The sequence below is a fragment of the Priestia sp. YIM B13489 genome, from assembly GCF_042787645.1.
In the GTDB taxonomy this organism is placed as follows: domain Bacteria; phylum Bacillota; class Bacilli; order Bacillales; family Bacillaceae_H; genus Priestia; species Priestia megaterium.
This window is the reverse complement of sequence record NZ_JBHZOQ010000053.1, coordinates 4595579-4621532: the sequence shown is the minus strand read 5'-3', so window position 1 is coordinate 4621532 and position 25954 is coordinate 4595579. Positions and strand designations below refer to the sequence as shown.

27 protein-coding genes are annotated in these 25954 nt (G+C 37.6%); 17 read left to right on the top strand and 10 right to left on the bottom strand.

Going from position 1 to position 25954, the window contains the following annotated elements:
• Window positions 1-51: 51 nt before the first annotated feature.
• Window positions 52-717 (bottom strand): TerC family protein, encoded by a 666-nt coding sequence (locus tag ACFX4W_RS29585; RefSeq protein ID WP_043980471.1) that lies wholly within the window; start codon window positions 715-717, stop codon window positions 52-54.
• Window positions 718-1077: 360 nt separating this feature from the next.
• On the opposite strand from ACFX4W_RS29585, the gene mecA reads away from it, so the two are divergent.
• The 4 genes from mecA to pepF all read left to right on the top strand — a co-directional run bounded on the left by mecA (window position 1078) and on the right by pepF (window position 6772).
• Window positions 1078-1758, top strand: coding sequence for an adaptor protein MecA (mecA, locus tag ACFX4W_RS29580; RefSeq protein ID WP_013055427.1), 681 nt, complete (start codon window positions 1078-1080; stop codon window positions 1756-1758).
• 214 nt (window positions 1759-1972) lie between these two features.
• Window positions 1973-3490: a cardiolipin synthase gene (cls, locus tag ACFX4W_RS29575; RefSeq protein WP_013081764.1), complete on the top strand. Its 1518-nt coding sequence runs from the start codon at window positions 1973-1975 to the stop codon at window positions 3488-3490.
• A gap of 119 nt (window positions 3491-3609) precedes the next feature.
• On the top strand, window positions 3610-4791 hold the full coding sequence (locus ACFX4W_RS29570; protein WP_043980469.1) for a competence protein CoiA: 1182 nt from the start codon (window positions 3610-3612) through the stop codon (window positions 4789-4791).
• A gap of 163 nt (window positions 4792-4954) precedes the next feature.
• Window positions 4955-6772: an oligoendopeptidase F gene (gene pepF / locus ACFX4W_RS29565; RefSeq protein WP_028407481.1), complete on the top strand. Its 1818-nt coding sequence runs from the start codon at window positions 4955-4957 to the stop codon at window positions 6770-6772.
• A gap of 505 nt (window positions 6773-7277) precedes the next feature.
• On the opposite strand, the gene ACFX4W_RS29560 is transcribed toward pepF, so the two are convergent.
• From ACFX4W_RS29560 to ACFX4W_RS29545, 4 genes are all read right to left on the bottom strand, one after another.
• Window positions 7278-8129 (bottom strand): ClpXP adapter SpxH family protein, encoded by an 852-nt coding sequence (locus tag ACFX4W_RS29560; protein WP_013081767.1) that lies wholly within the window; start codon window positions 8127-8129, stop codon window positions 7278-7280.
• A 26-nt stretch (window positions 8130-8155) separates the two neighbouring features.
• Window positions 8156-8566 (bottom strand): globin domain-containing protein, encoded by a 411-nt coding sequence (locus ACFX4W_RS29555; RefSeq protein ID WP_043980467.1) that lies wholly within the window; start codon window positions 8564-8566, stop codon window positions 8156-8158.
• Between the two features lie 286 nt (window positions 8567-8852).
• Complete coding sequence (locus ACFX4W_RS29550) at window positions 8853-9542, bottom strand: lytic transglycosylase domain-containing protein (protein ID WP_043980465.1); 690 nt, start codon at window positions 9540-9542, stop codon at window positions 8853-8855.
• Between the two features lie 4 nt (window positions 9543-9546).
• The gene (locus ACFX4W_RS29545) at window positions 9547-10137 is read right to left on the bottom strand and encodes a CYTH domain-containing protein (protein WP_043980463.1); all 591 of its coding nucleotides are present in this window, start codon (window positions 10135-10137) and stop codon (window positions 9547-9549) included.
• Window positions 10138-10353: 216 nt separating this feature from the next.
• Here ACFX4W_RS29545 and ACFX4W_RS29540 point away from each other — a divergent pair, with 216 nt between their 5' ends.
• The 4 genes from ACFX4W_RS29540 (at window position 10354) to ACFX4W_RS29525 (ending at window position 13185) form a co-directional block, all read left to right on the top strand.
• On the top strand, window positions 10354-10740 hold the full coding sequence (locus ACFX4W_RS29540) for a UPF0738 family protein (RefSeq protein WP_043980462.1): 387 nt from the start codon (window positions 10354-10356) through the stop codon (window positions 10738-10740).
• Between the two features lie 27 nt (window positions 10741-10767).
• The gene (gene yjbM / locus ACFX4W_RS29535) at window positions 10768-11403 is read left to right on the top strand and encodes a GTP diphosphokinase (RefSeq protein ID WP_028407486.1); all 636 of its coding nucleotides are present in this window, start codon (window positions 10768-10770) and stop codon (window positions 11401-11403) included.
• 61 nt (window positions 11404-11464) lie between these two features.
• Window positions 11465-12262 (top strand): NAD kinase, encoded by a 798-nt coding sequence (locus ACFX4W_RS29530; protein WP_025749877.1) that lies wholly within the window; start codon window positions 11465-11467, stop codon window positions 12260-12262.
• A 14-nt stretch (window positions 12263-12276) separates the two neighbouring features.
• Window positions 12277-13185: an RluA family pseudouridine synthase gene (locus ACFX4W_RS29525; protein ID WP_013081773.1), complete on the top strand. Its 909-nt coding sequence runs from the start codon at window positions 12277-12279 to the stop codon at window positions 13183-13185.
• Window positions 13186-13203: 18 nt separating this feature from the next.
• Here ACFX4W_RS29525 and prpE read toward each other — a convergent pair whose 3' ends face one another.
• Complete coding sequence (prpE, locus tag ACFX4W_RS29520; protein ID WP_043980458.1) at window positions 13204-13944, bottom strand: bis(5'-nucleosyl)-tetraphosphatase PrpE; 741 nt, start codon at window positions 13942-13944, stop codon at window positions 13204-13206.
• A 177-nt stretch (window positions 13945-14121) separates the two neighbouring features.
• Here prpE and mgtE point away from each other — a divergent pair, with 177 nt between their 5' ends.
• The 4 genes from mgtE (at window position 14122) to ACFX4W_RS29500 (ending at window position 18858) form a co-directional block, all read left to right on the top strand.
• Window positions 14122-15498: a magnesium transporter gene (gene mgtE / locus ACFX4W_RS29515; protein ID WP_043980456.1), complete on the top strand. Its 1377-nt coding sequence runs from the start codon at window positions 14122-14124 to the stop codon at window positions 15496-15498.
• Between the two features lie 158 nt (window positions 15499-15656).
• Window positions 15657-17516, top strand: a complete 1860-nt coding sequence (locus ACFX4W_RS29510) for a monovalent cation:proton antiporter family protein (protein WP_043980454.1) — start codon at window positions 15657-15659, stop codon at window positions 17514-17516.
• Between the two features lie 416 nt (window positions 17517-17932).
• The gene (locus ACFX4W_RS29505; protein WP_043980452.1) at window positions 17933-18445 is read left to right on the top strand and encodes a CotO family spore coat protein; all 513 of its coding nucleotides are present in this window, start codon (window positions 17933-17935) and stop codon (window positions 18443-18445) included.
• Window positions 18446-18522: 77 nt separating this feature from the next.
• Window positions 18523-18858 carry a DUF1360 domain-containing protein gene (locus ACFX4W_RS29500; protein ID WP_280559086.1) on the top strand — a complete coding sequence of 112 codons (336 nt, stop codon included), beginning with the start codon at window positions 18523-18525 and terminating at the stop codon, window positions 18856-18858.
• Window positions 18859-18905: 47 nt separating this feature from the next.
• Here the strand turns inward: ACFX4W_RS29500 and ACFX4W_RS29495 are convergent, their stop codons facing one another.
• Both ACFX4W_RS29495 and ACFX4W_RS29490 read right to left on the bottom strand, forming a co-directional pair.
• On the bottom strand, window positions 18906-19739 hold the full coding sequence (locus ACFX4W_RS29495) for an OmpH family outer membrane protein (protein ID WP_043980444.1): 834 nt from the start codon (window positions 19737-19739) through the stop codon (window positions 18906-18908).
• A 140-nt stretch (window positions 19740-19879) separates the two neighbouring features.
• A complete protein-coding gene (locus ACFX4W_RS29490) occupies window positions 19880-20617 on the bottom strand; it encodes a BMQ_0737 family morphogenetic spore coat protein (protein ID WP_043980442.1) in 738 nt (245 codons plus the stop codon).
• Window positions 20618-20878: 261 nt separating this feature from the next.
• On the opposite strand from ACFX4W_RS29490, the gene ACFX4W_RS29485 reads away from it, so the two are divergent.
• From ACFX4W_RS29485 to spoVIF, 5 genes are all read left to right on the top strand, one after another.
• Window positions 20879-21265, top strand: a complete 387-nt coding sequence (locus tag ACFX4W_RS29485; RefSeq protein WP_043980440.1) for a hypothetical protein — start codon at window positions 20879-20881, stop codon at window positions 21263-21265.
• Window positions 21266-21332: 67 nt separating this feature from the next.
• Window positions 21333-21509, top strand: a complete 177-nt coding sequence (locus ACFX4W_RS29480; protein ID WP_164797097.1) for a hypothetical protein — start codon at window positions 21333-21335, stop codon at window positions 21507-21509.
• A 62-nt stretch (window positions 21510-21571) separates the two neighbouring features.
• On the top strand, window positions 21572-21751 hold the full coding sequence (locus ACFX4W_RS29475) for a hypothetical protein (RefSeq protein WP_043980438.1): 180 nt from the start codon (window positions 21572-21574) through the stop codon (window positions 21749-21751).
• Between the two features lie 87 nt (window positions 21752-21838).
• Complete coding sequence (locus tag ACFX4W_RS29470) at window positions 21839-21961, top strand: YjcZ family sporulation protein (RefSeq protein WP_013055448.1); 123 nt, start codon at window positions 21839-21841, stop codon at window positions 21959-21961.
• 133 nt (window positions 21962-22094) lie between these two features.
• Complete coding sequence (gene spoVIF, locus ACFX4W_RS29465) at window positions 22095-22352, top strand: sporulation-specific transcription regulator SpoVIF (RefSeq protein ID WP_013055449.1); 258 nt, start codon at window positions 22095-22097, stop codon at window positions 22350-22352.
• Window positions 22353-22399: 47 nt separating this feature from the next.
• On the opposite strand, the gene ACFX4W_RS29460 is transcribed toward spoVIF, so the two are convergent.
• Together ACFX4W_RS29460 and ACFX4W_RS29455 are read right to left on the bottom strand one after the other, a co-directional pair.
• Complete coding sequence (locus ACFX4W_RS29460) at window positions 22400-23188, bottom strand: M48 family metallopeptidase (RefSeq protein WP_241771365.1); 789 nt, start codon at window positions 23186-23188, stop codon at window positions 22400-22402.
• Between the two features lie 407 nt (window positions 23189-23595).
• Window positions 23596-25914, bottom strand: coding sequence for an ATP-dependent helicase (locus ACFX4W_RS29455; protein ID WP_043980436.1), 2319 nt, complete (start codon window positions 25912-25914; stop codon window positions 23596-23598).
• Window positions 25915-25954: the final 40 nt, after the last annotated feature.

Here is a 25954-nt window from a genome sequence, read left to right as displayed (position 1 = left end):
CTAAAGAAAAGGCCATACTAAATAAAAATGTTTAGTATGGCCTTTTCTTTATCATTTAGTTGAACGAAAGCTATTAACAACCATGCCGCTTATCAGCACAACAGCAATTGTTATAAACGGAATAAATGTTCCTAGAGATGTATGGGCTGCAAAGAATGAATGTAAGTTCTTTTCATGTCCAATCATATTTCCAGCAGTATAAGCTAAAATAGCTGCTCCCCCATAAACGAGCAGGGGAAATCGTTCCATCAAATATAAAATAAGCTTGCTTCCCCAAACAATAATGGGGACGGATACGAGTAATCCGGTAACGACCAAGATAATATTTCCATGAGCTGCGCCTGCTACAGCTATTACATTATCTAGTCCCATTACAATATCAGCAAATACGATCGTTCTTACAGCGGCGCCTAATGTCACGCCTGCACGGATTGAAGATGCATCATCACCTTCTGATACAAGAAGCTTAAAGGCAATGATCACTAATAAAAAACCGCCGATGAGCTGCAAGTAAGGAATAGTTAGTAAATAAACAGCTAAAATAGTAAGTACAATCCGAACGATCACAGCTAAGCCAGTCCCTAAAAAAATAGCTTTATTTCGCTGATATTCAGGTAAGTTGCGGCTTGCTAAGGCAATAACAATAGCGTTGTCTCCACCTAATACAATATCGATACCGATAATAAGAAGAATGGAGGTTATTAATTCTAAATCCAATAGTCTTCCCTCCCAATATGTAAGGATAAGTAGCTCATATTGCTTTATCTGTGTTCATTTTTAACAAAAAGCGTTCATAGGGTAAAGAGATTATGTATATAACAAAGTAAGGTGTAAGGTGGCTATGAGTTGTCAGAGTATTTTTTATTTCCTTTCTTTCGCATTTTGTCATAAAATAGATATACAAGGTTCACTCAAATAGTGTATGCTTGTATATCCCAAGTTAGAATGCTTTACAAAGTGAGAAAGTACATGTAATATTGCTTTAACACGGGGGTAAAATAGTCCCTTCATCGTTTAGGGGTAATGTTCGAAATGGCCGGATTACCTTCACTGATTTTTCCGAAGGGAGAGATGATAATGGAAATCGAACGCATTAATGAAAACACAGTAAAATTCTTTGTCACTTACGTAGATATTGAAGAACGTGGATTTGATCGCAATGAAATTTGGTTTAGCCGTGAGCGCAGTGAAGAGCTATTCTGGGAGATGATGGACGAAATTCATCAAGAAGAAGAGTTTGTAGCAGAAGGTCCTCTTTGGATTCAAGTACATGCGCTTGAGAAGGGGCTAGAGGTTATTGTAACAAGAGCACAAGTTTCAAAAGACGGTCAAAAGTTCGAAGTACCTGTTGGTGAAAATGATAAAATCGATATCCCTGTAGATGGAAAAATTGAAGCGTTGCTTGATCATCAAGCGAATCAAAATAAAAAAGCTGATTTTGAAGAAGAAATTATAGAAGACGAAGGGCTACAGTTCGTCGCACGCTTTCAAGACTTAGAACATTTAATTTCCTTAAGTCACCATTTAGAGTTAGATGATATCATCAACAGCATGTACGTGTTTGAAGGAAAATATTATTTATACGTTGAGTTTACAGATGATGAAGACTTTGTAGCTGAAATTGATAACATTTTAAGTATCATTTTAGAATATGCAAATGAATCAAATGTAACAGTTCATCGTTTAATGGAATATGGAAAAGAATTAATCAGTGAAAATGCACTTGAACAAGTAAAGCAGTATTTTCCTTTACGATAATAGCAGCCGATTTCATGTATATGAAATCGGTCTTTGTTTTGCCCTCTTTTTTGGAAATGCCCTCCGCTCATATCGAACAATTTAGGTGGAAAAAGCAGGCGGCTGGTTCCTACACGGGAAAGTGTAGTGTTAAAATAACAAGTTTGAGGATAATAACGGTATAGAGACCTGTTATTAATGATGAAAGATTGGTTTTAGGATAGGTGAAAACAAGTTGAAAAATAGATTACAGCTTTTAATTTTTGTTATTGGTATTATTGCTTTGCTTTATTTTACAAAAGGATATTGGGACGGTAAATTTATTGGCGTGCTAAGTATCTTAATTACGATTAGTGTTGTTTTCATCGGTCTTGTTATTTCATTAGAAAACCGTCATCCAACTCAAACGCTAACGTGGCTCGTAGTATTAGGCGGTTTCCCGGTAATAGGGTTCTTTTTTTATTTATTATTTGGACGCAATACGCGAAAACGGCGTTTATTTGCTAAAAAAGCAAAGCTGGATGAACAGGTGCTTTTAAAGATGGAAAGAGATTCCGGTATATTAGAAAATCACTTTGAACAGTTGGGTACCAGTAGAAAGCAAATGCTGAAGCTAGCCGTCAGGCTTGGCAAGAGTCCAATTTCTTTTTCATCAGATACGCGCGCATTGACGAATGGAAAAGAGACGTTTCACGAAATTATGGAATCATTAAAGCATGCAAGGCATCATATCCACTTAGAGTATTACATCGTACGACATGATCACTTAGGAGAACAAATTAAAGATATTTTAATTCAGAAGGTACAAGAAGGAGTTTATGTACGTTTCTTGTACGATGCCGTGGGCAGTTTTCAGCTTTCACCGCATTATATTCACGAGTTAAGAAACGCGGGCGTAGAAATGATTCCATTCTTGCCGGTCAGACTGCCATTTCTCAATAATAAAATCAACTTCCGTAATCATCGTAAAATTGTAGTCATTGATGGAACAATTGGATTTGTAGGAGGTTTGAACATTGGTGATGAATATCTCGGGAAAAGTCGGCATTTTGGCTTTTGGAGAGATACCCATTTGATGGTGAAGGGTGAGGCAGTTCGTTCATTGCAGCTTATTTTTTTGCAGGACTGGTATTATATGACGGGTCAGACGATGCTTACTCAAACGTATCTATCACCGGATTTAATTGACATTGATATGGAAAAGTGCGGCGGTGTTCAAATGATTGCCGGCGGACCAGACCGTGAGTGGGAAATTATCAAACACTTATTTTTTTCGATGATTACGTCTGCGAAAGAGTCCATTTGGATTGCTTCTCCCTACTTCATACCTGATGAAGATATTTTTACTTCCCTCAAAGTAGCTGCTCTAAGCGGTATAGATGTAAGGCTTCTTGTACCTCAGAAGCCCGATAAAAAAATTGTTTTTCATGCATCACGCTCTTATTTTCCGGAGCTGCTAGAAGCAGGTGTGAAAATTTACGAGTATAAAAAAGGATTTATGCACAGCAAGATTGTGATTGTTGATAGAGAAATTGCCTCTATTGGAACAGCTAACATGGATATGAGAAGCTTTCATTTGAATTTTGAAGTAAATGCTTTTTTATATCGCACAGCTAGTACTCAAAAGCTCGTATATGAATATATGCAAGATTTAGAAGAAACGAGTGAGCTTCACTTTAAAGACTTTGAAAAGCGGCCATTTATACAGCGGCTATTTGAGTCAACAGCTCGTTTGCTTTCACCGCTATTATAATCGCTGTAAACCACATTGCGTACGGTGCAATGTGGTTTTTTTCTGAAAGAAAAGGGTTTAGTAGAAAGGTGTCGAATACAAGAATATAGCTCGCTATTATAGGAAGGAGAAATGTACGATTGTTAGTTGCCCAAACAGAAGAAGGCCTCATTTCACTAGCTCAGCGCTTTTCGCTTGAACAGCTTAAGCTGTGGAAAAAAGAAAAGCAGTTCTACTGTCCCTCTTGTCAATCCCCTGTACAGTTAAAGGTAGGTACAAAAAAAATCCCTCATTTTGCGCACCTGAAAAAAACGTGCGTCGCTCAGCATGAAGGTGAAACAGATTATCATCTCGACGGAAAACGAAAGCTGTTTCACTGGTTTAGTTCTCATCTTGAAGTCGAGTTAGAAAGTTATCTTCCTGACATTATGCAGCGTCCAGATCTTCTTGTAGATACGCCCTCGCAAAAATATGCAATCGAATTTCAATGTGCTTCCTTATCTTCCTCAGCGCTAACCAAACGTTCTATTCATTATGAGAAAGGAAATTATATGCCCCTTTGGATTATGGGGGCAAAAAGAATGAAGCGCTTATCCACTTATATGTATCAACTTTCTTTTCAAGAGTGGCAGTTTCTTACTCTTTCCGATTATACGCCCACACTTCTTTATTTTTCACCTTCTACTAATCAACTGTTGAAACTTGAACATCTTATTCCTTTTTCATCTCAGATTTGTTATGCACAGCTTGTCGTGCTCTCTCCTTACGAGCATACCTTTCATGATCTTTTTTCTACACATACACAACCTCAATTTTTCTCTTCGTGGATAAAGAAAAAGAAGGCATGGAGAACGCATTATATCCTTTATCCTAATCAGAAGCTTCAGCCTTTTTTACACGCTCTTTATGAAAAAAATATTCCTCCCTCCCATATTCCAGCAGAAGCAGGCATGCCGCTGCCTTCTTTATACATGGTTGAAACGTCTGCTACTGTATGGCAAACGTGGCTGCTTCTCGATTTAATGCAGCACAAGCAAGTAGGGGATTTAGTTACAGAAAAAGAGTTAGGCCGGCTATGGCTCAACAGAATTCATAAGAGGCATATTGTATTTCGGTCTTTGCCAATGGCCCCTGTTGCTGTGGAACAGCCCCTGTTTGAGTATATAGAGGTATTATGCCGGCTAGGGATGCTAACGTATATAACTTCTGGGTTATACAAAATCAGAAGGCCCTACACGATTCCAAAGCAAACATCTGATGCTTTTTTAGAAGATGGACAAATGATGAAAAGGTGGTTAAATCAAGCAAAAGAAGTGACATAATCACTGAAAATCAGTACGCTTAAGAAAGAATCCTTTTTTCAAAAGCGTACTGACTTTTGATTAATTCTTTTAAAACAACATACAATAACGAAAGAAATAAAAAGGATTCGCCTTAGAAAAAGCGAACAGTTATAGACAGGTAGAAAAAGATGGAGGGATGACCATGAGTGAACAATCAAAAGTAAAAAAGTTACCAAGTAGAAGCGAGATAAAAGTAGAAGATACGTGGAAACTAGAGGATATTTTTGCTTCAGATGACGCATGGGAAAAAGAATTTGAAGAAGTAAAAGCTCTTATTCCCCAAATGGAAAAATTCAAAGGGAAACTTGGAGAGTCCGCTCAAACTTTATACGACGCTCTTCAAGAGCAAGACGAGCTCACAATGCGCGTTAGTAAACTTTATACATATGCTCATATGCGCTACGATCAAGATACCACTAACTCTTTTTATCAAGGGTTAAATGATCGTATCAAAACACTTTATACCCAAATTGCAAGTGCACTATCGTATGTAACACCAGAAATTTTGTCTATTGAAGAATCAAAAATTAAACAATACATGGCGGAACATAAAGAGCTAAAGTTATATGCTCATGCATTAGATGAAATTACTCGCGAGCGTCCGCACATTTTATCAGAAAGCGAAGAAGCGCTTCTTGCTCAGGCTTCTGAAGTGCTAGGATCTTCAAGCAACACGTTTGGAATGCTAAACAACGCAGATTTAGAATTCCCTTCCATTAAAGATGAAAATGGAGAAGAAGTAGAAATTACGCACGGGCGCTATATTCGTTTCCTAGAAAGCAGCGATCGCCGCGTACGAGAAGAAGCGTTTAAAGCGGTGTACGAAACGTACGGTAAATTTAAAAATACGTTTGCAAGTACGTTAAGCGGTACGGTGAAGAAAGATAATTTTAGTGCCCGCGTTCGTCACTATAATTCAGCTCGTCACTCAGCTCTTAGCACAAATAACATTCCAGAAGAAGTATACGATAACTTAGTTAAAACAGTGAACGATAATTTGCATTTATTGCATCGATATATTGATTTACGTAAGAAAGTATTGGGAATTGAAGAGCTTCATATGTATGATCTCTATACGCCTTTAGTAAAAGACGTAAAAATGGAAGTAACCTATGAAGAAGCAAAAGATTATATTTTAAAAGGCCTGAAACCACTAGGTGAAGACTACCTTAACGTGTTAAAAGAAGGATTTGAAAACCGTTGGGTAGACGTTCATGAGAACAAAGGCAAGCGAAGCGGTGCTTATTCTTCAGGAACGTATGGCACCAATCCTTATATCTTAATGAACTGGCAGGATAATGTAAATAACTTGTTTACACTAGCCCATGAATTTGGCCATTCTGTACACAGTTATTACACAAGAAAAACGCAGCCATATCCTTACGGAGATTATTCAATCTTTGTGGCAGAAGTAGCTTCAACGTGTAATGAAGCGCTTCTAAACGATTATTTACTAAAAACGATTGATGATGAAAAGCAGCGCTTGTACTTACTTAACCATTATCTGGAAGGATTCCGCGGTACGGTATTCCGTCAAACGATGTTTGCTGAATTTGAGCACGATGTGCACGTGCGCGCTCAAAACGGAGAGCCGCTTACACCTGAATTATTAACAAAATTATATTATGACTTAAATAAAAAGTATTTTGGAGACAACTTAGTGATTGACGAAGAGATTGGATTAGAATGGGCTCGTATTCCGCATTTCTACTACAATTACTACGTTTATCAATATGCTACAGGATTCAGTGCAGCAGCGGCATTAAGCAAGCAAATCCTTGAAGAAGGAGATGCAGCTGTTGAGCGCTATGTAGGTTTCTTAAAGTCAGGAAGCTCTGATTATCCAATTGAAGTGTTGAAAAAAGCAGGAGTTGACATGACAACATCTCAGCCTATTGAAGAAGCGCTAGCTGTATTTGAAGAGAAATTAACGGAAATGGAACGTTTATTAAATCAATAAAATTAAAATGAAGCAGGAGCTGTATCCTGCTTCATTTTTTAAATCCTCGAAATTTGTTGTGATTGTTAAGCAATGTAAAAATAATAAGGATAGCTAAAAATAAGAGAGGGCCTGCGATAATGAGAGGGACAAGCTGCATAAGAGATAAAATATAGAATAAAAAAGAAACCAAAAGAATAACAACCCCTAGAGTAATTCCAGCAATTTTCATAGTTAACACCTCTATTAAAAGCATAATTGGTTGTACTATATGAGTGAATCTGGCTGTTTATGAAGTTTTTTTATAAAAAAGTGAATAAAATTAAAAAAAGGGGTTGCCAAAAGTCGACATAATTTGCTATAGTATTAATCGTGAAGTTTATCACAAAACAAACATATACCCCTTTGTTTGACCGTGAAAAATTTCTCCCATCCCCTTGTTGTCTTAAGACAAACGAAAAGACTTGGCGAAAGCCAAGTCTTTTTTGTTTAGTTAATGCTTAGGATAAGCATCAACATTTAATGATTAACAGCTCTTTTCAGTACTTCTCCAAAAGGTGCCGTATTTGACAGGAACTCTCTCAACCACTTGCTGAAGCTGAAGTTTTTTCAATTCCTTTTCAGCCTCTTCTAATGATAAACCATACACAACTGCAACTTCTTTTGAAGCAACAAATTGAAAATAGCTTAAAAATGAACGAAGAGGCGGAAGACAAGCTGGATCTGGGTCAATTTCTAACATCTCTTTAATGATGTGTACATATGTTTCGTACGAATAGTATCCTGATATCTTAATGCCTTCTTCTTCAACTTTTTCGTTGAAGAACACAAGAGTTGGAATCTCATCGACATCCATTTCCGATGTGATTTTTAAATCACATTGAAAGGCCTTCGCAGCATAATCTGAATGCAAATCTTTTACAAATTCATCAACATCTAGCCCCACATGTTTTGCACATTGTATTAAGACAGATTCTTCTGTAACATTTTGTTTTTCTAAAAATACTACTTCTTGAAGTCTTCTCAAAAAGCGAATGCCCTGTTTCTTTCCTTGCAGACCGGCCGCTTTAATCGCAATTGATGCAGCGTAAGGAGTATCGATTGGGTTTTCAAGCCACAGATTGCCGTCACATGACATACCTGATCGGCTTCCAGTTTTCTCCCACGATTTTGCAATATGTTCAAATTTCTGCTGTGCTCCAATATTTAATTGCTGTAAGTTTCCGCCAAGCACATGCTTGAGGGATAACAGCTGACCATATTCTATTTGTAACTTCTTTAGAATAGGCTCGAGTGCCCAGCATTCCGGGCAAAGAGGGTCAACAAATACATAGATTTCAAGCGGTTTTTTATTTGAACCTTGACAAAGCTGATGCAAGGATGGGTATTGGCTATTTAGGTTACTCAATGTGAAAATCCTTTCTCATCTGTCTGTTCCGGTGAATTAATCATGTGTTGGGCAGTTAAAATAAGACGATGATAAAGTGCATCTCTCTCAGGGCCTTCTAAATTAATTTCGTCCATTGCTTCATGCATACACGTCAGCCAGGCTTTGGCTCTTGACGGTGTAATTTCAAAAGGAAGATGCCTAGCTCTCAGCATAGGGTGACCATGCTCTTCAGTGTATAACGAAGGCCCTCCTAAATATTGTGTCAGAAATTGCTTTTGCTTTCGTGCTGTTTCTGTTAAATCATCAGGAAAAATTGGCGCGAGCTCAGGATGTTTTCCAACGCGTGTATAAAAAGCATCAACAAGTTTTGAAATCGTATGTTCACCGCCTAATAATTCGTAAGGGGAGTGGATTTTTTCTCTCATGTTGATAACTCCTTTGTTATAAGAAATATACGTCTTAACTCTTTGGTGTTTTTTACTTTCCTTAATTTTAGCAGTGTCATTTCGTTAACTCAAACTATCCGCTTACTTCTTCTACTGGAAAAGAGATAAAGTGGAATTTTACATAAGAAAAGTCTATGATGCTGTGGCGAATCACTAATTATGAGAAACAAAGGAATACTTTCACAAACGTTTCCTTCTATTTATATAGTGTAACCTCGGCAAACTACAGCCATTCCATGTTCAAGTGGCGAATGATTTGGCTCTTTTACACAAGATAAGAAGACATAATTTTATTTACATATTTTTGCGTTTCTTGAAAAGGAGGTACTCCGCCGTATTTATCAACATTACCTGGTCCAGCATTATAGGCCGCCAACGCTAATTTCACGTTTCCATTGTATTTATCTAACATTTGTCGAAGATATTTGGCTCCTCCAAATACATTTTGCTTGGAGTCGTACGGATCTTCTACACCAAGAGCTTTAGCGGTTGCTGGCATTAGCTGCATAAGCCCAGCCGCTCCTACAGAACTTTTGGCAGATGGATTAAAGTTTGATTCTTGTTTAATAACAGAACGAATAAGTTTAGGATCCAGCTGGTAGCGTGCAGCTGCTTCTGTAATGATCGTTTGTACATCCTGAGAACTGGCCTTTGCCGCTTGGTTTTTTTGTGCCGGTAAGGCAGCATTTGAAGCCGCTGCCTCACCTGAAGAAAAAACAGATGGCTCGGACTGCATTTGAACTGCCGTAGATGGAAACAACTGCGCTGCTTTCAAGTAAAGATTGGTACTCATTTGAGGCTCTTGATTGACATAGTCTTGAAAAAGCTGAGCAAATACAGAGAGTAAAGTTGTACCAAGCATCACGTTAGCTGTTGGCAGCTGGTTGTTAACTGAAAATGGCTGCGTTCCAGGAAATTGAACGGAAGACATGTACTTGTTAATATTCATGCTCATAAATTTATTCTCCATCCATTAACGTATACTTTCGCTTGTAAAACCGTCGAATTTTGTTTTCCGTTGGTTTCTTTTTAATATCAAGCTCCGTAAGCAATTGCTCAAAATGTTTTGCTCCTTCATTGGCATCGGTTACTTCGTATTCAAGTTCATAATCTTCAGCACCTAGATAAAAGCTATGATCGAGTACAAGTAACCCATTTTTATATGGAATTTCTGCTCGACTTGTACGCAAAGTGCCAAAATAAGTTAGCGCATGGCTATCAACTTGTAAATCAGTAATAAGCTGTTGAATTGTTGACGGAATCTTGGCACTGCCATCTAGCAATTCTTTAGCTTGTTCATTTGTTAATGCTTCATGTGTTTCTAAAAGACCCTCTTGATGAGGCTGTTTGAGCGTGAGAACGAACTTACCTTTTTTGCTTCGAATTCGCAGGGCAGCCCCGCAGTCTTTTAATGAGAAAGCAGGTGTATCAAAATAGTGGTTTTCTTGAGAAACAAACTGATCTTCAGTTAATTGAAAGTGTGAGCGGAGACGATCAAACTCTTCTTTCGTTACTATATTTTTAAATTCAATTTCAATTTCTTGTTTCAATGAAATCATCCTTTTAATTTAGGTCTTTTAGTAAGGCACTTTACATCTTAATTTATCACACTTTTTGAGACAGTAAAACTACATTTCCTAACAGGAATATCCAGATGGGGAACTTGGAAAATGAAGAAATACGGATTGTTTAGGTTTTACCTTTATTAAACGTTCCTGGAATGTGTTAAAATAGTAACGAATTGTATAGTTGGAAGGAGTTTATTTATGCACAATCGAATTGACATCACTACCTGTGTGATGAAATCAAATGAATTACACTTAAAAGCAGACCCTATTGAGACAAAAATTGAACAATTGGAAGATACAAAACAAATGCTTGTTGACTCAGATAACATGTCATTTGTATATGTTGTAGATATTAATGATCAATTTATGTATGTTGGCCTTAGTGACAATATTTGGGCGAATTTAAAGCACGTCTTACATAAAGATATGAAAGTATTTTTAGAAATTAATAAGAAAGTAATTGAGCTATCAGCCGTTAAAGAAGAGCTATCTTATCTCATCAGTAACATCGAAGGAAATGTGAATTATGGAGACGAGATGGTAGCAAGAGTAGAGGAAGTTTTTTTAGATAAAGAAAATAAGTAACAGAGAGAAAAGAGGGGGGTGTTATTAATGATCAGGCATTGGGATTTATTTTTAGCACCGTATAAACAAGCCGTTGAAGAACTTAAGGTGAAGTTAAAAGGAATTCGTTCACAGTATGATATGAAGTCTACGCATTCACCTATTGAGTTCGTGACGGGACGAGTAAAGCCTGTCGCCAGTATTTTGGATAAAGCGACTCGAAAAGGAATTTCTCTCGATCGCTTAGAGGAAGAGATGCAGGACATTGCGGGACTCCGTATGATGTGTCAATTTACGGACGATATTAAAGCGGTCGTAGAGCTCCTGCGTCAGCGCACAGACTTTGAATTGATTGAAGAAAGAGATTATATTCTTCATAAAAAAGAAAGCGGCTATCGTTCATATCATGTGGTCGTATGTTATCCTGTTCAAACAATTAAAGGTGAAAAGAAAATTTTAGTGGAAATTCAAATTCGTACACTGGCTATGAATTTTTGGGCTACAATTGAGCATTCTTTAAATTATAAGTACAGCGGGAAATTTCCTGAGAATATCAAAAAGCGACTTCAGCGTGCTTCTGAAGCGGCTACTCAGCTCGATGAAGAAATGTCTCAAATACGAGGTGAGATTCAAGAAGCTCAGGCTATTTTCTCACGAAAAAAAGAATCGGCGGAAGAATCTTAGGTATGACTCAGCAACAGCTTTGTACATTGGATGGATAGGGGGAGAGAATTAGGTGGAGAAAATAAAATTTGCTATTACATCAAAAGGCAACCAAATATCAAATACGCTTATGCAAAAAATGAAAACGTATTTATTAGATTTTCATTTAGAATATGATGAAAACCAGCCTGATATTGTAGTGTCAGTAGGAGGGGATGGAACGCTTCTCTACGCGTTTCACCGCTATCGAAACCGACTTGACAAGACGGCTTTTATTGGGGTTCATACCGGCCATTTAGGCTTTTACGCAGATTGGACACCTGATGAGATTGAGAAGCTGGTGATTGCTATTGCAAAGACACCCTATCAGACTGTAGAGTATCCACTGCTCGAAGTGATTATTCGCTACACCAACGGTGGACGCGAAGCTCGATACTTAGCTCTGAATGAATGTACGGTAAAAAGTGTAGAAGGTTCTTTAGTAATGGACGTGGAAATTAAAGGGCAGCGATTTGAAACCTTCCGAGGAGACGGCCTTTGCGTATCCACTCCCTCGGGAAGTACAGCTTACAACAAATCCCTTGGAGGCGCGATTTTACATCCTTCGCTTCAAGCTATTCAAATTGCTGAAATGGCTTCTATTAACAATCGAGTGTTCCGTACGATAGGTTCTCCATTGGTTCTTCCTGGACATCATACAGCGCTGTTAAAGCCTGTCAACGACGCAGACTTTCAAATTACCATTGATCATTTAACTCTTTTACATAAAGATGTAAAGTCGATTCAATTTCGGGTAGCAAGCGAAAAAATTCGATTTGCTCGCTTTCGTGCGTTTCCTTTCTGGCAGCGTGTCAGAGACTCTTTTGTATGTGATGATTAAAGGCAGGGAAGAGAATGAAACAAGTTTTTACGTTGAGTTGGACCGTAGATCATTCTTTCGAGGGTGTAGCGGTTCGTGAATTTTTAAAAGAACATGATATTTCGAAAGCTTCTCTGACGGACATTAAGTTCAGAGGAGGAGCAATTGAAGTAAATGGAAAGCATGCAACGGTTCGATATATTCTGCAAAAAGGTGACGAAATTAAGGTGGCGTTTCCACCAGAAAAAGCAAGTGAAAGTCTGCTTCCTAAAGCAATACCTTTGGATATTGTATACGAAGATGAGTACATATTAGTGTTGAATAAGCAGCCAAACATGCCAAGTATACCTTCTCGAGAACATCTAACGTGGTCACTAAGTAATGCTGTGCTTTATTATTATGAGAAAAATAACATTAACTCGACTGTTCATCTTGTAAATAGGTTGGACCGAGACACATCTGGGCTGCTTATTGTCGCTAAGCATAGGCACGTTCATTACTTATTCTCTAAAGCACAAAAAGAACATGAAATTAAACGCGTGTACCGAGCTTTTGTTCATGGGAAGCTTGTTGGCAAAGAAACGATAGAGGCACCGATTGGCCGAAAAGAGTCAAGTATCATCGAACGGGAAGTAAGAGAAGATGGGCAGTTTGCTATTACACACTATACGGCGCTTCGTCAGTATTCTTCTTTTACAGAAGTTGCTCTTTCGCTTGAGACGGGGAGAACTCACCAAATTCGTGTTCATATGGCTTATAAAGGATATCCACTGCTTGGAGATACCTTATATGGAGGAACGAATCATCTTATTTCTCGTCAAGCTCTTCACAGCTATGAGCTCACTTTTTTTCATCCTTTTTTACAAAAAACTTTGTCTTTTACAGCACCTTTGCCGCCAGATATGCAGAAACTTCAAATCGTAAAAGAAAGTCGCTTTTTTTAATGAAAAGCGACTTTCTTTTTACACGAAGTGATTAAATTTTTCCTCTACGTAAGGCATAGATGAAGGCACCGATATAATATTCCTTTCAGGATACTGAAACGCCGTTAAAGCCCCTCCAAAAACTGCGCCTGTATCAATATTAATGGTATTATGAATTTTTCTGGCTTTTACTACGGGTGTATGCCCATAAACGATAAACGGTTTTCCGTTATAATGTTTGGCCCAATCCCGTCGGACAGGCATGCCGTTTAGATGTTTTTCACCCGTAATGTCTCCATATAGCACAAAGGTTTTTACTTTTTTATCCGTTCTGCCGATGTATTCAGCTTTAAGACCGGCGTGAGCAATAATTAATTGGTTTTGATCAAGCTGCACATATAGAGGTGATTGTTCATAAAGCTCAATGAACTTTTTTTTAATGAATTTCTGTTCTCTTGAAGGTAAAGCTTCGTACTCGGCAACGGTCGTTTCTAATCCATGAGTAATTTGCACTTTGTTACCGCAAAAGAAGCGATATAGCTTATTGCAGTGATTGCCTGGACAGTAGTAAGCTTGCTGATGCTTTATTACAAGTGACCATACGAGCTCAATCACTTTTAGTGAATGAGGTCCTCGGTCTGTTAAATCACCTACAAATCCAAGGCGCCGTCCGTCAGAGTGGACAGGAATCCCGTCTTGCCATTCATACCCAAGTTTTTCTGTTAACGCTTTTAATTCATCATAGCAACCATGGATATCGCCTATTATATCTACTTTCATCTTTTATCCACATCCTTAAAAGGTTTTTCCTTTGACGATATAAAATTACCCTTATATGGAGCAAACTATGTGTAGAACTTATATATTATTGGGAAAAGAGTAAAGAGCTGTGAGTTGAAAAAAAACAAAATTCATCATAAAGTTAAATGAGTTTTGTGCGACAGGGAGGTTGAAGACATGACAGATTCAATTGAAAAAGAAGAAAAGGCATGGTTCGCCGAACATTTATTATCACTTTTAGAAAAAAATGAAATCGATGCATTTCGTGAAGAATTTTTACATATGCATACGTATGACCAAGCTCAATTTTTTGAAGAATTAGATGAGCCTTCTAGATTTGCGCTGTACGAGATGTTATCTCCGGAAGAAATGGCGGATATCTTTGAAAATGTAGAGATACGAGAAGAAGATTATCAAGAAATTCTCTCAGAAATGCATCCCAATTTTGCAGCAGACATGCTGTCGAAAATGTCGGCGGATGATGCCGTTGACGTCTTAAATGAATTGGATAAAGAACAAGTGGCGAGCTATTTAACGATTATGGATGAAGAAGCAGCCGATGAAATTAAAGAGCTGCTTCATTACGAGGAATATACCGCTGGAAGTATTATGACGACTGAATTTGTGGCCATTCGTGAAAATCAAACCGTACATTCAGCCATGCACATTCTACGCAGGGAAGCTCCAGAAGCGGAAACAATTTATTATGTATTTGTTATTGATGAACAAAAGCATCTAGCAGGTGTTATTTCTCTTCGTGATTTAATTATAGCAGATGAAGATACGATGATAAGCGAAGTTATGAATGAACGAGTCGTATCCGTATCAGTAGCAGAAGACCAAGAAGAAGTTGCGCGTATTATGCGCGATTACAACTTTCTTGCGCTTCCAGTTGTTGATTTTCAGCAGCATCTTCTCGGGATTATTACGGTTGATGATGTGATGGATGTTCTTGATGAAGAGGCATCGGATGACTATTCTAAATTAGCCGGTATTAGTGATGTAGATGATACGATTGACCACAATCCTTTAGTAGCGGCCAAAAAGAGGCTGCCTTGGCTTATCATTTTGCTGTTTTTAGGAATGATGACAGCGAGTTTAATTGGACGTTTTGAAGATACTTTGAATCAAGTAGCTATTTTAGCTGTATTTATACCTTTGATCGGCGGTATGGCTGGTAATACAGGAACACAGGCACTAGCCGTTGCGGTTCGCGGACTAGCGACGGGAGAAATCGAAGAAGAAAGCAAATTTAAGCTGTTAATGCGAGAAGCAGCTACCGGAATGATTACGGGCGCATCATGCGGACTTTTAGTTGTATTAATTGTTTATATTTGGCAAGGAGATCTTATTTTAGGCGCTTTGGTAGGCGTGTCTGTATTTTCAACATTGATTGTGGCTACACTTGCAGGAGCGTTTATCCCGCTTCTCATGCACAGGTTCAAAATTGACCCTGCAGTCGCATCAGGACCATTTATTACAACGATCAATGATCTTATCAGTATTTTAATTTACTTCGGTCTAGCGACAACATTTATGAGTTATTTAAAATAATGAAGGGACTTTAGAATTCGGCATGAGTAATCATGTCGGATTTTCATTATCAGTTCATATAGTTGACAGAGAACCTTCAAGCTTTTATGATTAACCTTTAATTTTGAATACTAACGTCTTCGTTTTATAAATAGCGAAGGTAAAAGGAGGGGAATCTAATGGAACAGCACGCGTCCTTTACATCACTTGTTATCGTCATTAGTTTGGCCTTTTTAACGCCTATACTGTTACATCGGTTTAAACTCAACATTATACCTGTAGTCGTGGCTGAAATTATTATGGGATTAATTATAGGGAAAAGTGGTTTTGACCTTGTGGAGCAGGATATGTGGCTTGAAACACTTTCCACTCTAGGCTTTATCTTTTTGATGTTTTTAAGTGGTTTAGAAATTGATTTTTCTGCTTTTGCTGGAGGAAATTCAAAAGACAAAAAGGCATCAGGAGCGAAGGTGCCAAATGCTTTTTCCATTTCTATACTAGTGTTTGCAGCTATCTTTGCGGTTTCACTATTTTTGTCCTATGTTTTTGTATGGACAGGTTTTATTGATAATGCCTTTTTGATGACGCTTATTATTTCTACCATTTCACTAGGAGTAGTAGTGCCGACATTAAAAGATGCACAGATTATGAAAAAGCCGATTGGACAAACCATTTTATTGATTGCGGTTATTGCGGACTTAGTCACGATGATTTTACTAGCCGTATTTGCTTCCGTCTATGATAAATCAGGAGATAGCAATACATGGTTGATTTTAATTTTATTTGGAGTAGGAGTGATTTTATACTTCATAGGGAAGCATTTTAAAAACCGATCGTTTCTTGAAACAATGTCTAAAGGTACAATTCAAATCGACACGCGCGCCGTATTTGCACTCATTATCATTCTGGTGGGCCTTTCGGAGTCAATTGGTGTTGAAAACATTTTAGGCGCGTTTTTAGCGGGATCACTCGTTTCTCTTCTAGCTCCTAACAAAAATTTAGTTCATAAATTAGATTCGTTTGGCTATGGATTTTTAATTCCTATCTTTTTTGTGATGGTAGGAGTGAAGCTTGATGTTTGGTCATTGTTCAGTGATAAAAAAGTGCTGATATTAATGCCTTTATTATTTATTGCATTGTTGATATCCAAGCTAGTCCCAGCGTTAATCTTAAGAAAATGGTATGATATGAAAACCGTTTTGGCATCGGGTTTTCTTTTAACATCGACTTTATCACTCGTTATTGCGGCAGCAACGGTGGGTGAAAATATTGGTGTTATTGATTCGCAAATGTCCGGTGCGCTGATTTTGGTGGCGATTATTACCTGTATTATTACACCTATTATCTTTAGAAAACTGTTTCCAAAGCCAGAAATCAGTGACAGAAAGCTGAAGGTTAATATGCTCGGTGCAAATCAATTTACACTCCCGGTTATTCGAGAAATGGACCTTGATATATATGATGTTACGATTTATCATCCTACTCAGGACAAAATTGAAAACCGTACGTCGGATTCCATTTTTAATATCGTCGACATCGATGGATATAGTAAGGAAACTTTAATACGTATGGGGATTTTAGATGCGGATGTATTAGTTGTAACAACAGGGGAAGAAGAAAGAAATAGCGACATTGCTCTATTTGCAAAAAAATATGGTACAGAACGGGTTATTGCCCGCGTAGAAAGTCCTGTATTAGATGAAAAGATGAAAGAAAATAACATTGAAGTTTTTTCTGTGCTATTATCTACGACTGCATTGCTAAAAGCTTTAATCGAATCGCCAAATATTTTAAATATCTTAACGAATCAAGAAACAGCACTTTATCAAATTAATATGCGTAACCCTAAATACGAGGGGGTAGAGCTTCGTAAGTTCCCATTTACAGGAGATGTGATTTTTGTTCGAATCTTTAGAGGCAAAGATTCCATTGTACCTCATGGCGATACAGAGCTTGAATTTGATGATCGTTTGATTGTAACGGGGTCTCGTTCGTATGTGAATGAATTGCGTATGCTTCTTGAGTATAAAATTAGATAAAGGTATCTAGGTAGGTTTAGTTTTCTATGTTATTGAATGAGAGAAAGAGGCTGGGACAAAATTATTTTAGCTGAAGTGAAAAACGAACCACTGATCAAAATGTTTGATTAGTGGTTCGTTTTTTTTGTTGTTTTGAAAATAAGTTTCATCGGCCGCCCGCGGAAAGCGAAGTCTTGCACGGAAATCAACTGCGGTGTAACAAGCGGTTCAGCTCATGTGTCCCATTTGTGCGTCTTTAGATTGAATTAATTTCGTTATGTCTCAACCTCTTTTATTGTGTTTTCTCAAATGCTGGAAATAAAAGGACAGCGCTGCTTTTGGTGTTAAAAAGGCTACCGCAAAAAAATAAACAAGTTTTTCCGTGTTCAAGCATACATTTTTAAAAGAACGATAACAAGCAATTGGAGGTATGCTTCATGACTAACTCAAAATCTAAGTCAGAAGAAAATGAGCCGCTAATGTACATTGTCCAGCCAAACGCTACGCAAAATCAGCGTTCTATGCAATATTATTTTAGTTCAAAACAGCAAGACAATAAAGGAATAGATAAAGAGCACGTGTTAAAAGAAGAGCCCAGCTTTTCTTCCATTCAAGAAGTCAAAGAGCCTGACGTAGAAAAAGTGGAAGCGATTAAGCAAGAAAAAGAGGAAGAGCGTTCAATTGTTCCCGTGGATATACCGCAATCAGAGACTAAAAAGCCAAATAAAATGTTTCAGTCTATGACGATTAAAGAAAAAGTTGATTTTCTATGCAGTTTCCCGCCTCATATGTCTCAGCCAATTTGTGAAATTACGTGTCAAAACCAAAAATATATAGGAACAATTTTAGAATTAAAAGAAGGAAGTTTATACGTGAGCGTTCCTCCTAATAAAGAGAAAACAGTATTGACATTTCATGATATTCAGACCATATCTATCATTAAAATTTAAGTAACTCTAAAAGCTAACAGTGAAGAAGCACGTTAGCTTTTATTTTCATAAGTTTGTGAATGCACGGAGGAATGAAAATGACATGGATTTATCTAACATTATTTGTCTTTGCAACATTTCGACTTACTCGTCTAATTGTTTTTGATAAAATCACAGCGTTTATTCGTAAGCCGTTTCATAAAATTGTAGAAGATCAAGATGAACAAGGAAATACGGTAACTTATCTAGAGATAAAAGGGAAGGGACTGCAAAAGTGGATTGGAGAGCTGATCAGCTGTTATTGGTGTACGGGCATATGGTGTGCGGTAGGGATTTATTTTAGTTATGTAGCGTTCCCGCATATTGCTATTCCTATCATTACAATCTTAGCTATTGCAGGATGTGCAGGAATCATAGAATCATTTATGAAATAAATGGACGAGTTAAAAGACATATTGAACATCAATATGTCTTTTAATAATTAAGGGAAATTTAGCACTACTTTATTAAAAAAAGGGATGCCTTCTTGCCACTCTTCGCTATAAAAAAAGCCTTCTAGAATAAATGAAGTCGTATCAGAGGACAGGGGAATGACTACTTGAAAAGAGTCAAATAGTAATTTGTCTTTTGGCCTTAATACGGTTTGCTTAATAGGTTTGATCCAATATTCACCGTCATTTTGAATTTTTTCGTTCCATTTTGGATGAGCATAGCGCCATTCTAAAGAAGAAGAGGGGATACTGGAAACTTCAATGTCTTTTTCATCAATGATCTTCCCGCTTAATATAGCCGAAGCAGTGGGTTTCATTTTTAAGCAAAGCACCGGAGAGCGTAAAGTACTGCTCGTTTGATTTTGAATAATTACGTTGCCGAATATCGTCAGCTCGCTTTCATCTTGTTCTGGCAGCAGTATAGAATGTTGAAAGAAACAGAGGATATCACTCTTTTCGAACCTTTCCACAGGTTTCTCCACAATTTTTTCGATTACTTTTTCCACGATCTTTTCTTCAATAACGGGCTGTTTTCTCGAGGCTTTTTCCCGAAATGCTTCTGCAATAATTTTTTGTTCAGAAAGCTCGTTTCTTAGTAAATCCAGCTCTTTTTCTAATCCTTCAATTTCTACTTCTTTTTCAGATGTAGAAAGCGTCTCAGCGTGTTTTTTCTTCCAAAACGATGTATTTTCTTTTTCTCGTTCTAAAGCTCGTTCATAGCTTTTTAATTGGTTTTGTACGTGCCGAATTTCCGATTTATAGTGAATGAGCTTTTGTTTTAATTGTGTTAAATCATCTTTAGGGGAAGGGGAGTTACGACTCATCTAGTAGTCTCCTTTCCTGCTGAGCTATGAATTAAGTTTGTAAACCTGAGCTGCCCACAGCAGTTTTATTTATATGTATGCACAAAGCTTGTAAACGATGAAAAAAGAGGAGAAATATTCTCCTCTGGCTTTTTATCTCGTTAATCAAAGTCGTGAAGGTCGAAGTCTGACTCTACGTCGTCTCCATCAAAATCATCGTGATGCGGCTTTCCAGGAAAAATAGCATCACATTGAGGTGGATATTCAATAGGTGAGCAGCTGCTTGTGGAAATGATTTCAGGGCGAGGATAGCAGAAGCTTCCCTCTACTTCAACTTTTACATCTTTTTCAATTTGGACACTTAGGCACAATACAAGATCAAAACTTAGTTGCTGTAAGTGACAATCTGATAATCTGAGAGAACCATCAGTTCCTTCAAAAGATTCAAGGTGTACAACAGGCTCTGTTCCTTCCGGAGCGCATAAATAGAATGTCTGATGTATTTTCCAAGGAATAACGCTAGATTCAACCTCATCGTGTTTGTGATGTCCACTCAATTCAATTAACTTAACTCGGTAAAAGCCGCTAATTGATAATTTTACTTCATGAAGAACAACAACTTCTCCATCTGGTAACACAATTTTTTTAGGTCTGCGACCACCGTGTGGCACAAGCTCAATCACGTTATCAAGTGCGTCTTCATCTGAAGGATCTACAGGGTGACCTTCACTATCTGTTAAAACAATTTCCACTTCTACGTCATGGCCCAAATCTTTAAGTGCTTCTTCTTTAAATAATGAAGTATCATTCGTAAAGATTTGTGGTAAAACAACTTGACGTCTAACCCAGTCGTACACTTTAGGCACGCGGATACATAATGATTCAAAAAGTTCTGCCATTTTTAAACCTCCTAATTGTAATTGTCCTTCCTTTACGCTTTTTATTACTAGGTATCGGACTACTATAGTGTATGAATGACCTGCTTTTATGTTCCTTAGTAAAAGCGGAATTTATCGGAATAAATTCTAGTTGGAGCGAGCATAAAAAATGAAGGAAATAATAAACTCAATTACAGCATATTCATGTTAATAAAAAGTGTTATTCATCTTTAACTGATTTTTTAGAAGCTGTGGGTTATTTATAATGGAGGAGTGAAGGGCATGAGTGAGGAAAAAACGAAAAAATATATTGCTTCATTGAAGTCGGAGTTGGCTTTTTATAAAGAAGAATATCAAAAATTCAAGCACCAAGAATTTGAATATGAAGATATTAAGGAAGAGTTAGTGGAATTACAGCAAAAGCATGAAGACGAAAAAAGAAAACTAGAGGAAAAAATAGATTGGCTGAAAGCATGCGTTAATGAACAAAAATCAAAAACCGAACAGTCCATTGTACAGTACAATCATCAAGCCCAAGGCACCGTTCAAGAAATGCAAAATCGGCTGCGTGAAGTGGCAGAGCAAAGGGGAGGAGAAAGGCCAAGAGTAAGGAAACCAAAAAACAGCACGGATTTATTTTTGTCCCTGCAGCGCAAAATGGACAAATAAGATAGAACGTCTTTCTTTAGTCCTGAATATAATGTTATAGATAGGATGCTGTGAAAAGGAGGGAAACATGATGTATTATCATTATAATTATAATCCTAATCAATACCCTCAGCCCCTGCCTTATCATCCACAACCAATGACAAAACAATCGGTAAAGAAAGGGCAGTCTATTCCTAAGCCAGTCCAGTACCCTTCTCCAAAACAAGGTGGTTGCGGCTGTGGTTCAAAGTTACCAAAGCGATAAGCAATAGAAGCATTGTCACTCGGACAATGCTTTTTTACATTAGAGTGGAGAGAGGTGTAGAGATGCCGGATTTTTTCGATGAATTTGAACGTTTTTTTGAACAGCATATGATGGGAGAACATAGAAAGAGAATGAACGAAGTAGAAAAAGCAGAAAAGCAGATGGAACAGCAGGAGGGGAAACTGCAGCAAAATGTAAAAAGAATTGATGAGCAAGATGCTGAAGATCCTTTTGGACAATGAAATTTAATGTACACAGTTGAAAAGCCCATACAAAATCATTTGAGTGAACATACAGTATAGAGAGTAAAACAGAGGGGGTGTAATATTATGGGCTGCGGATTTGGCTACGGTGGTTGTGGTTACGGTGGTGGCTACGGCGGTGGTTTTGCGTTAATCGTTGTATTATTCATTCTATTAATTATTGTTGGTTGTGTTTGTTTTTACAATTAATCCCTTCTATGAATAAGGCACCGAAAAGTGCGGGTGAAGTTTCACTCGCACTTTATTTTTTTATTAAATGTAAAGGGCACCATCTAGGCACATGGTGCATACGATGAAGTATAAATAAAGGAGGTCATGCAAAATGGATAATAATATGTTTAAAAATATAGAAAAGAAAACAGGCGTTAATATGAAGGATATTTTTGAACTTGCGAATTCTGTACAAAATGCTAATTTTAAAGATGAGCAAACGGTGCGTAATATTGTGAAGCGAGTAGCACAAATTGCGAATAAGCCAATTTCAAAACAAAAAGAAGAACAAATTGTTAAGGCGATTGCAAACAATAATCAATCCATTGATTTTGCGACCATCGCTAAAATGCTAAATGAGAAAAAATAATTTAATGTTTTTATATAAAGCCCTGACGTGTCAGGGCTTTTTTCTATTTATGCAATTTCATTTGTTTGAAATGCGTTAGAATCAAGATCAAACAGTTCCGGATGCTGTGCTAAGTAATTAATTTCTTTAATACGATGAGCGAGAGGGGGGTGAGTTGAAGTAGCTTGAGTCAACCACATAAAAAAACCTTTTTCCTGTGAGTGCGTATGAACAAATTCCTCCTGATTTACTTTTTTATTTAGACAATGACCAACCGCAAGTATAGTGAGTGCTTGAGTGGCAGCTTTTGCATCCCCAATCGCAACGGAAGCTATGCGATTACACATATATTCACAGGCCCTAGAGTAAGCTTTTCCTAAAAAAGGAACCCAAAGAGCAGGTAGAATAAGTGAGTGGTAGAGTGTATGCTTACGTTTGATATGAACTAATTCGTGGGCAATAATAAAAGAAAGTTCTTTTTCTTGATTATCTTCAATCATTTCAACAATGTCGGAGTATAAAACGACAAAGTGACGTCCAAAAAAACGTGTAGCAAACGCGTTTAACAAGCCGCCTGATTGAACAATATAAATATCGGGCAGCTCTAAATCCAGCTCTGAAGATAAATGTTTTGCCTGATGATAAGTGTGCGGGAACTGCTTCTCTGTCAATCTAACTCCATTATTGCGAATTTGAGCAATAGAGAAACCGTGGAGTATAAATGTAATTAAAAAACCGATTACAAGATAAATAATACCAACGAGTGAAATAATTAAAAAGAAATAGGTTAATAAGCTGATAACCATACACAGAATGAAAAAAATCTTTTCATTTTCATGAATAAGCTTTGCGTTCAATAATGGAGCCCCCTAAAATATAGTAGTACAGTACATAACGTAGTGTAACGCATCCACTTATGAATATCTACCTCTTAGTGGAATATTTGGTTAATAATAGATGGTGAGAATATTAGTTATGGACGCTAGCTTGAAGTAAGATAAAGAGGTTGAAACATAACTACAGGAATCCAATTTAAGGACAAACAATCTGGATACATGATCTGGACTGCTTTCTCGACCGCTGTTGCTTTCTGCGGGGGCTCATCTGTCCTCGCAGGAGTCTTCGCCTTGCCCTTCAACCAACAGCTAGAAGCACCTGCGTTCACCGCGATTATAAAAAACACGAACTATTTATCTGTTTATGATAGATAAATAGTTCGTGTTGCAATTTAATGAAACTACTTTTGTCCCAGCCTGTTTTTCCTTTACACTTTTTTTATAAACGACTTCAGGAATCTTGAAGGATAAGCGGTTTTACCTCTTCTAGTTTGCGGAACAGATAAGTAAAGTGAATTCTGTGCACGCGTCATGGCTACATATAAAAGGCGGCGTTCTTCTTGAAGCGGCACATCATCTCCGCCTCGATAAGCTTCGAGTGCATAATCATGAGGCAATCCGCCATCTACGCTGCTCAGTACGTATACATGCTTATATTCAAGACCCTTTGCTCGATGAATTGTGGTTAGTTGAATACTTTCATTAAATTGCTTGCTTAAAGCTTTCATCTCTGTGTTCATGGCAATCATATGATCCACATGCTCTAACAGTTCAGGTACGGTTTTAAATTTACGTGCTACAACTTTTAAATCCCGCACGTCATCCGAACCTTTTTCCATCATATTTCCTTCATTTCCGCGTTTTTTGACAAAATCATCGAATCCCATATCTTTAGAAATTGTCTCAAGTGCCAAAGAAGGAGACATTGATTTTAGCGACTTGAATAAAGGAATTACTTTCTTGAGCTTTTTTTGCTGAAACGGTTTTAAATCTTGAAGATATTCAAGTGCATCAATAAATGTACCATCATGAAGAATACTTGCTGCTTTTAAGTCATTGACTGCTGTTTTCTTTAAAAAGAGTGCGTTTACTAAATCTTGTAGCGAACTTGCGTCATTTGGATTCACGCTCAAGCGTAGAAATGAAAGTAAACTTCGAACCATTCGTCTTTTATAAAAAGAATCCGCATCTTGTTCGATTGAAAATGGCAGGTTTGACTGCGATAAACGTTCAAAGATGGCGCGTGAAGAAGCGTGAGTTCGGTACAAGACCGCGAATTCAGTTGGAGAAGCCCCTTGCTTAATTTTTTCTTTCATATCCGTTACAATCATTGTTGCTTCTTCTTCTTCGTCGTATGGAAAGAAGAATGTAGGTCGCAACTCATTATCAAACTGGGCAGCCATTTCTTTTTGTCGGCGCGCTGTATTTCGTGCAATGACTTTATTCGCAGAAGAAACGATGGCATGAGCTGAACGATAATTTTGGTTTAACGTAATAACAGTTGTATTAGCAAAATCTTTTTCAAAGTTTAAAATGAACGAAGGGTCGCTTCCGCGGAAAGCGTAAATTGATTGATCATCATCTCCTACGACACACAAGTTTTTAGAGTCTTCACTTAGCATTTTCATAATTTTATATTGAACTTTATTGATATCTTGAAATTCGTCAATTAAAAAATAGCGAAACCTTTTTTGATAACGGGTTAGTAAATCGGGATTTTGTTTTAGCATTTCATAACATCCATACAGCATGTCATCAAAATCGAATAGCTGTTTTTGCTTTTTGACTTCTTCATAACGACGATATAAAAAGTGCACATCTTGTTCCCATTTGTCCTTTGGGCGAATATCTTTCACGCCAACAAGCGTGTTTTTCCAATAGCCGATTTGCTGAAGTGCCTGATCAAACGGAAAATCTTTTTCATCCACGTGGAGCTCTCTTGCTGCTTCTTTCACAATCTGTTCTTTTTGCCAATCCCATTTTAGCAGGCGGTCCATTTGCCACGCTTGAGGATTATGATGAACAATCATACGTAAGAAAATGCTGTGAAAAGTTCCAACTAGCATTTGACGAAGATGTAAGCCGGACATCTTTGGGTATGTAGCCAATCGTTCTTTCATTTCTTTAGCTGATTTAGCCGTGAAAGTCACCAGCATAATGGATTTTGGATCAATTTGTTTTTCTTGTATCATATATGCGGTGCGAGCTGTTAATACACGCGTTTTTCCGCTGCCTGCACCGGCTAGAATAAGGAGCGGTCCTTCTGAATGTGTAACAGCTTTCCATTGGTTCGAATCTAATTCAATACCGCTCTCTTTAAATTCATTTAAATAAGGAGAGTCAGAGTGTTTAGGAACAGCTGGTTTTAAGCGAAAAGCAGGAACACTTGAAAAAGGTGCGGAAGACCTCCATGTTGCTTTCTCTTTTACAGTTGAACTTTTCTCGCCAATAGCTCGTCCTTTAGGAATACGAAATCCATTGGTTTCTCTGTATTCAGCCGGAGTTTCTTTTATTTGTTGCACAGCTGTTGTTTCTGATAGTATGTCTGAACACTCTTCTCTTTCATGGGGAACTTGAGCATGATAAAAGTAAGGAGAATGCTCAATCCCCAGATATAATTTAACTGGTTCTCCGCAGTGAGCACACGTTATTTCTCCTCGGAGACTAGCTTCATATAAATATTGAAATCGGTCTCTAGCCGTTATAGCAAGATTAAGTATCTGATTTTGATAAAGTGCACGTTGCAAAAAACATGGCCTCCTTTTTAAAACATGAATAATCAATAGT

What these genes read in the sequence shown, in the direction of transcription:
- ACFX4W_RS29525 (WP_013081773.1), top strand. Translation starts at nt 12,277, where the DNA reads ATGAAACAAGTTTTTACGTTGAGTTGGACCGTAGATCATTCTTTCGAG.
- ACFX4W_RS29475 (WP_043980438.1), top strand. Translation starts at nt 21,572, where the DNA reads ATGCCGGATTTTTTCGATGAATTTGAACGTTTTTTTGAACAGCATATG.
- yjbM (WP_028407486.1), top strand. Translation starts at nt 10,768, where the DNA reads ATGATCAGGCATTGGGATTTATTTTTAGCACCGTATAAACAAGCCGTT.
- ACFX4W_RS29470 (WP_013055448.1), top strand. Translation starts at nt 21,839, where the DNA reads ATGGGCTGCGGATTTGGCTACGGTGGTTGTGGTTACGGTGGTGGCTAC.
- ACFX4W_RS29550 (WP_043980465.1), bottom strand. Translation starts at nt 9,542, where the DNA reads ATGAGCATGAATATTAACAAGTACATGTCTTCCGTTCAATTTCCTGGA.
- spoVIF (WP_013055449.1), top strand. Translation starts at nt 22,095, where the DNA reads ATGGATAATAATATGTTTAAAAATATAGAAAAGAAAACAGGCGTTAAT.
- ACFX4W_RS29540 (WP_043980462.1), top strand. Translation starts at nt 10,354, where the DNA reads ATGCACAATCGAATTGACATCACTACCTGTGTGATGAAATCAAATGAA.
- mecA (WP_013055427.1), top strand. Translation starts at nt 1,078, where the DNA reads ATGGAAATCGAACGCATTAATGAAAACACAGTAAAATTCTTTGTCACT.
- ACFX4W_RS29510 (WP_043980454.1), top strand. Translation starts at nt 15,657, where the DNA reads ATGGAACAGCACGCGTCCTTTACATCACTTGTTATCGTCATTAGTTTG.
- ACFX4W_RS29500 (WP_280559086.1), top strand. Translation starts at nt 18,523, where the DNA reads ATGACATGGATTTATCTAACATTATTTGTCTTTGCAACATTTCGACTT.
- ACFX4W_RS29495 (WP_043980444.1), bottom strand. Translation starts at nt 19,739, where the DNA reads ATGAGTCGTAACTCCCCTTCCCCTAAAGATGATTTAACACAATTAAAA.
- prpE (WP_043980458.1), bottom strand. Translation starts at nt 13,944, where the DNA reads ATGAAAGTAGATATAATAGGCGATATCCATGGTTGCTATGATGAATTA.
- ACFX4W_RS29490 (WP_043980442.1), bottom strand. Translation starts at nt 20,617, where the DNA reads ATGGCAGAACTTTTTGAATCATTATGTATCCGCGTGCCTAAAGTGTAC.
- ACFX4W_RS29505 (WP_043980452.1), top strand. Translation starts at nt 17,933, where the DNA reads ATGACTAACTCAAAATCTAAGTCAGAAGAAAATGAGCCGCTAATGTAC.
- mgtE (WP_043980456.1), top strand. Translation starts at nt 14,122, where the DNA reads ATGACAGATTCAATTGAAAAAGAAGAAAAGGCATGGTTCGCCGAACAT.
- ACFX4W_RS29480 (WP_164797097.1), top strand. Translation starts at nt 21,333, where the DNA reads ATGATGTATTATCATTATAATTATAATCCTAATCAATACCCTCAGCCC.
- ACFX4W_RS29485 (WP_043980440.1), top strand. Translation starts at nt 20,879, where the DNA reads ATGAGTGAGGAAAAAACGAAAAAATATATTGCTTCATTGAAGTCGGAG.
- pepF (WP_028407481.1), top strand. Translation starts at nt 4,955, where the DNA reads ATGAGTGAACAATCAAAAGTAAAAAAGTTACCAAGTAGAAGCGAGATA.
- ACFX4W_RS29555 (WP_043980467.1), bottom strand. Translation starts at nt 8,566, where the DNA reads ATGAGAGAAAAAATCCACTCCCCTTACGAATTATTAGGCGGTGAACAT.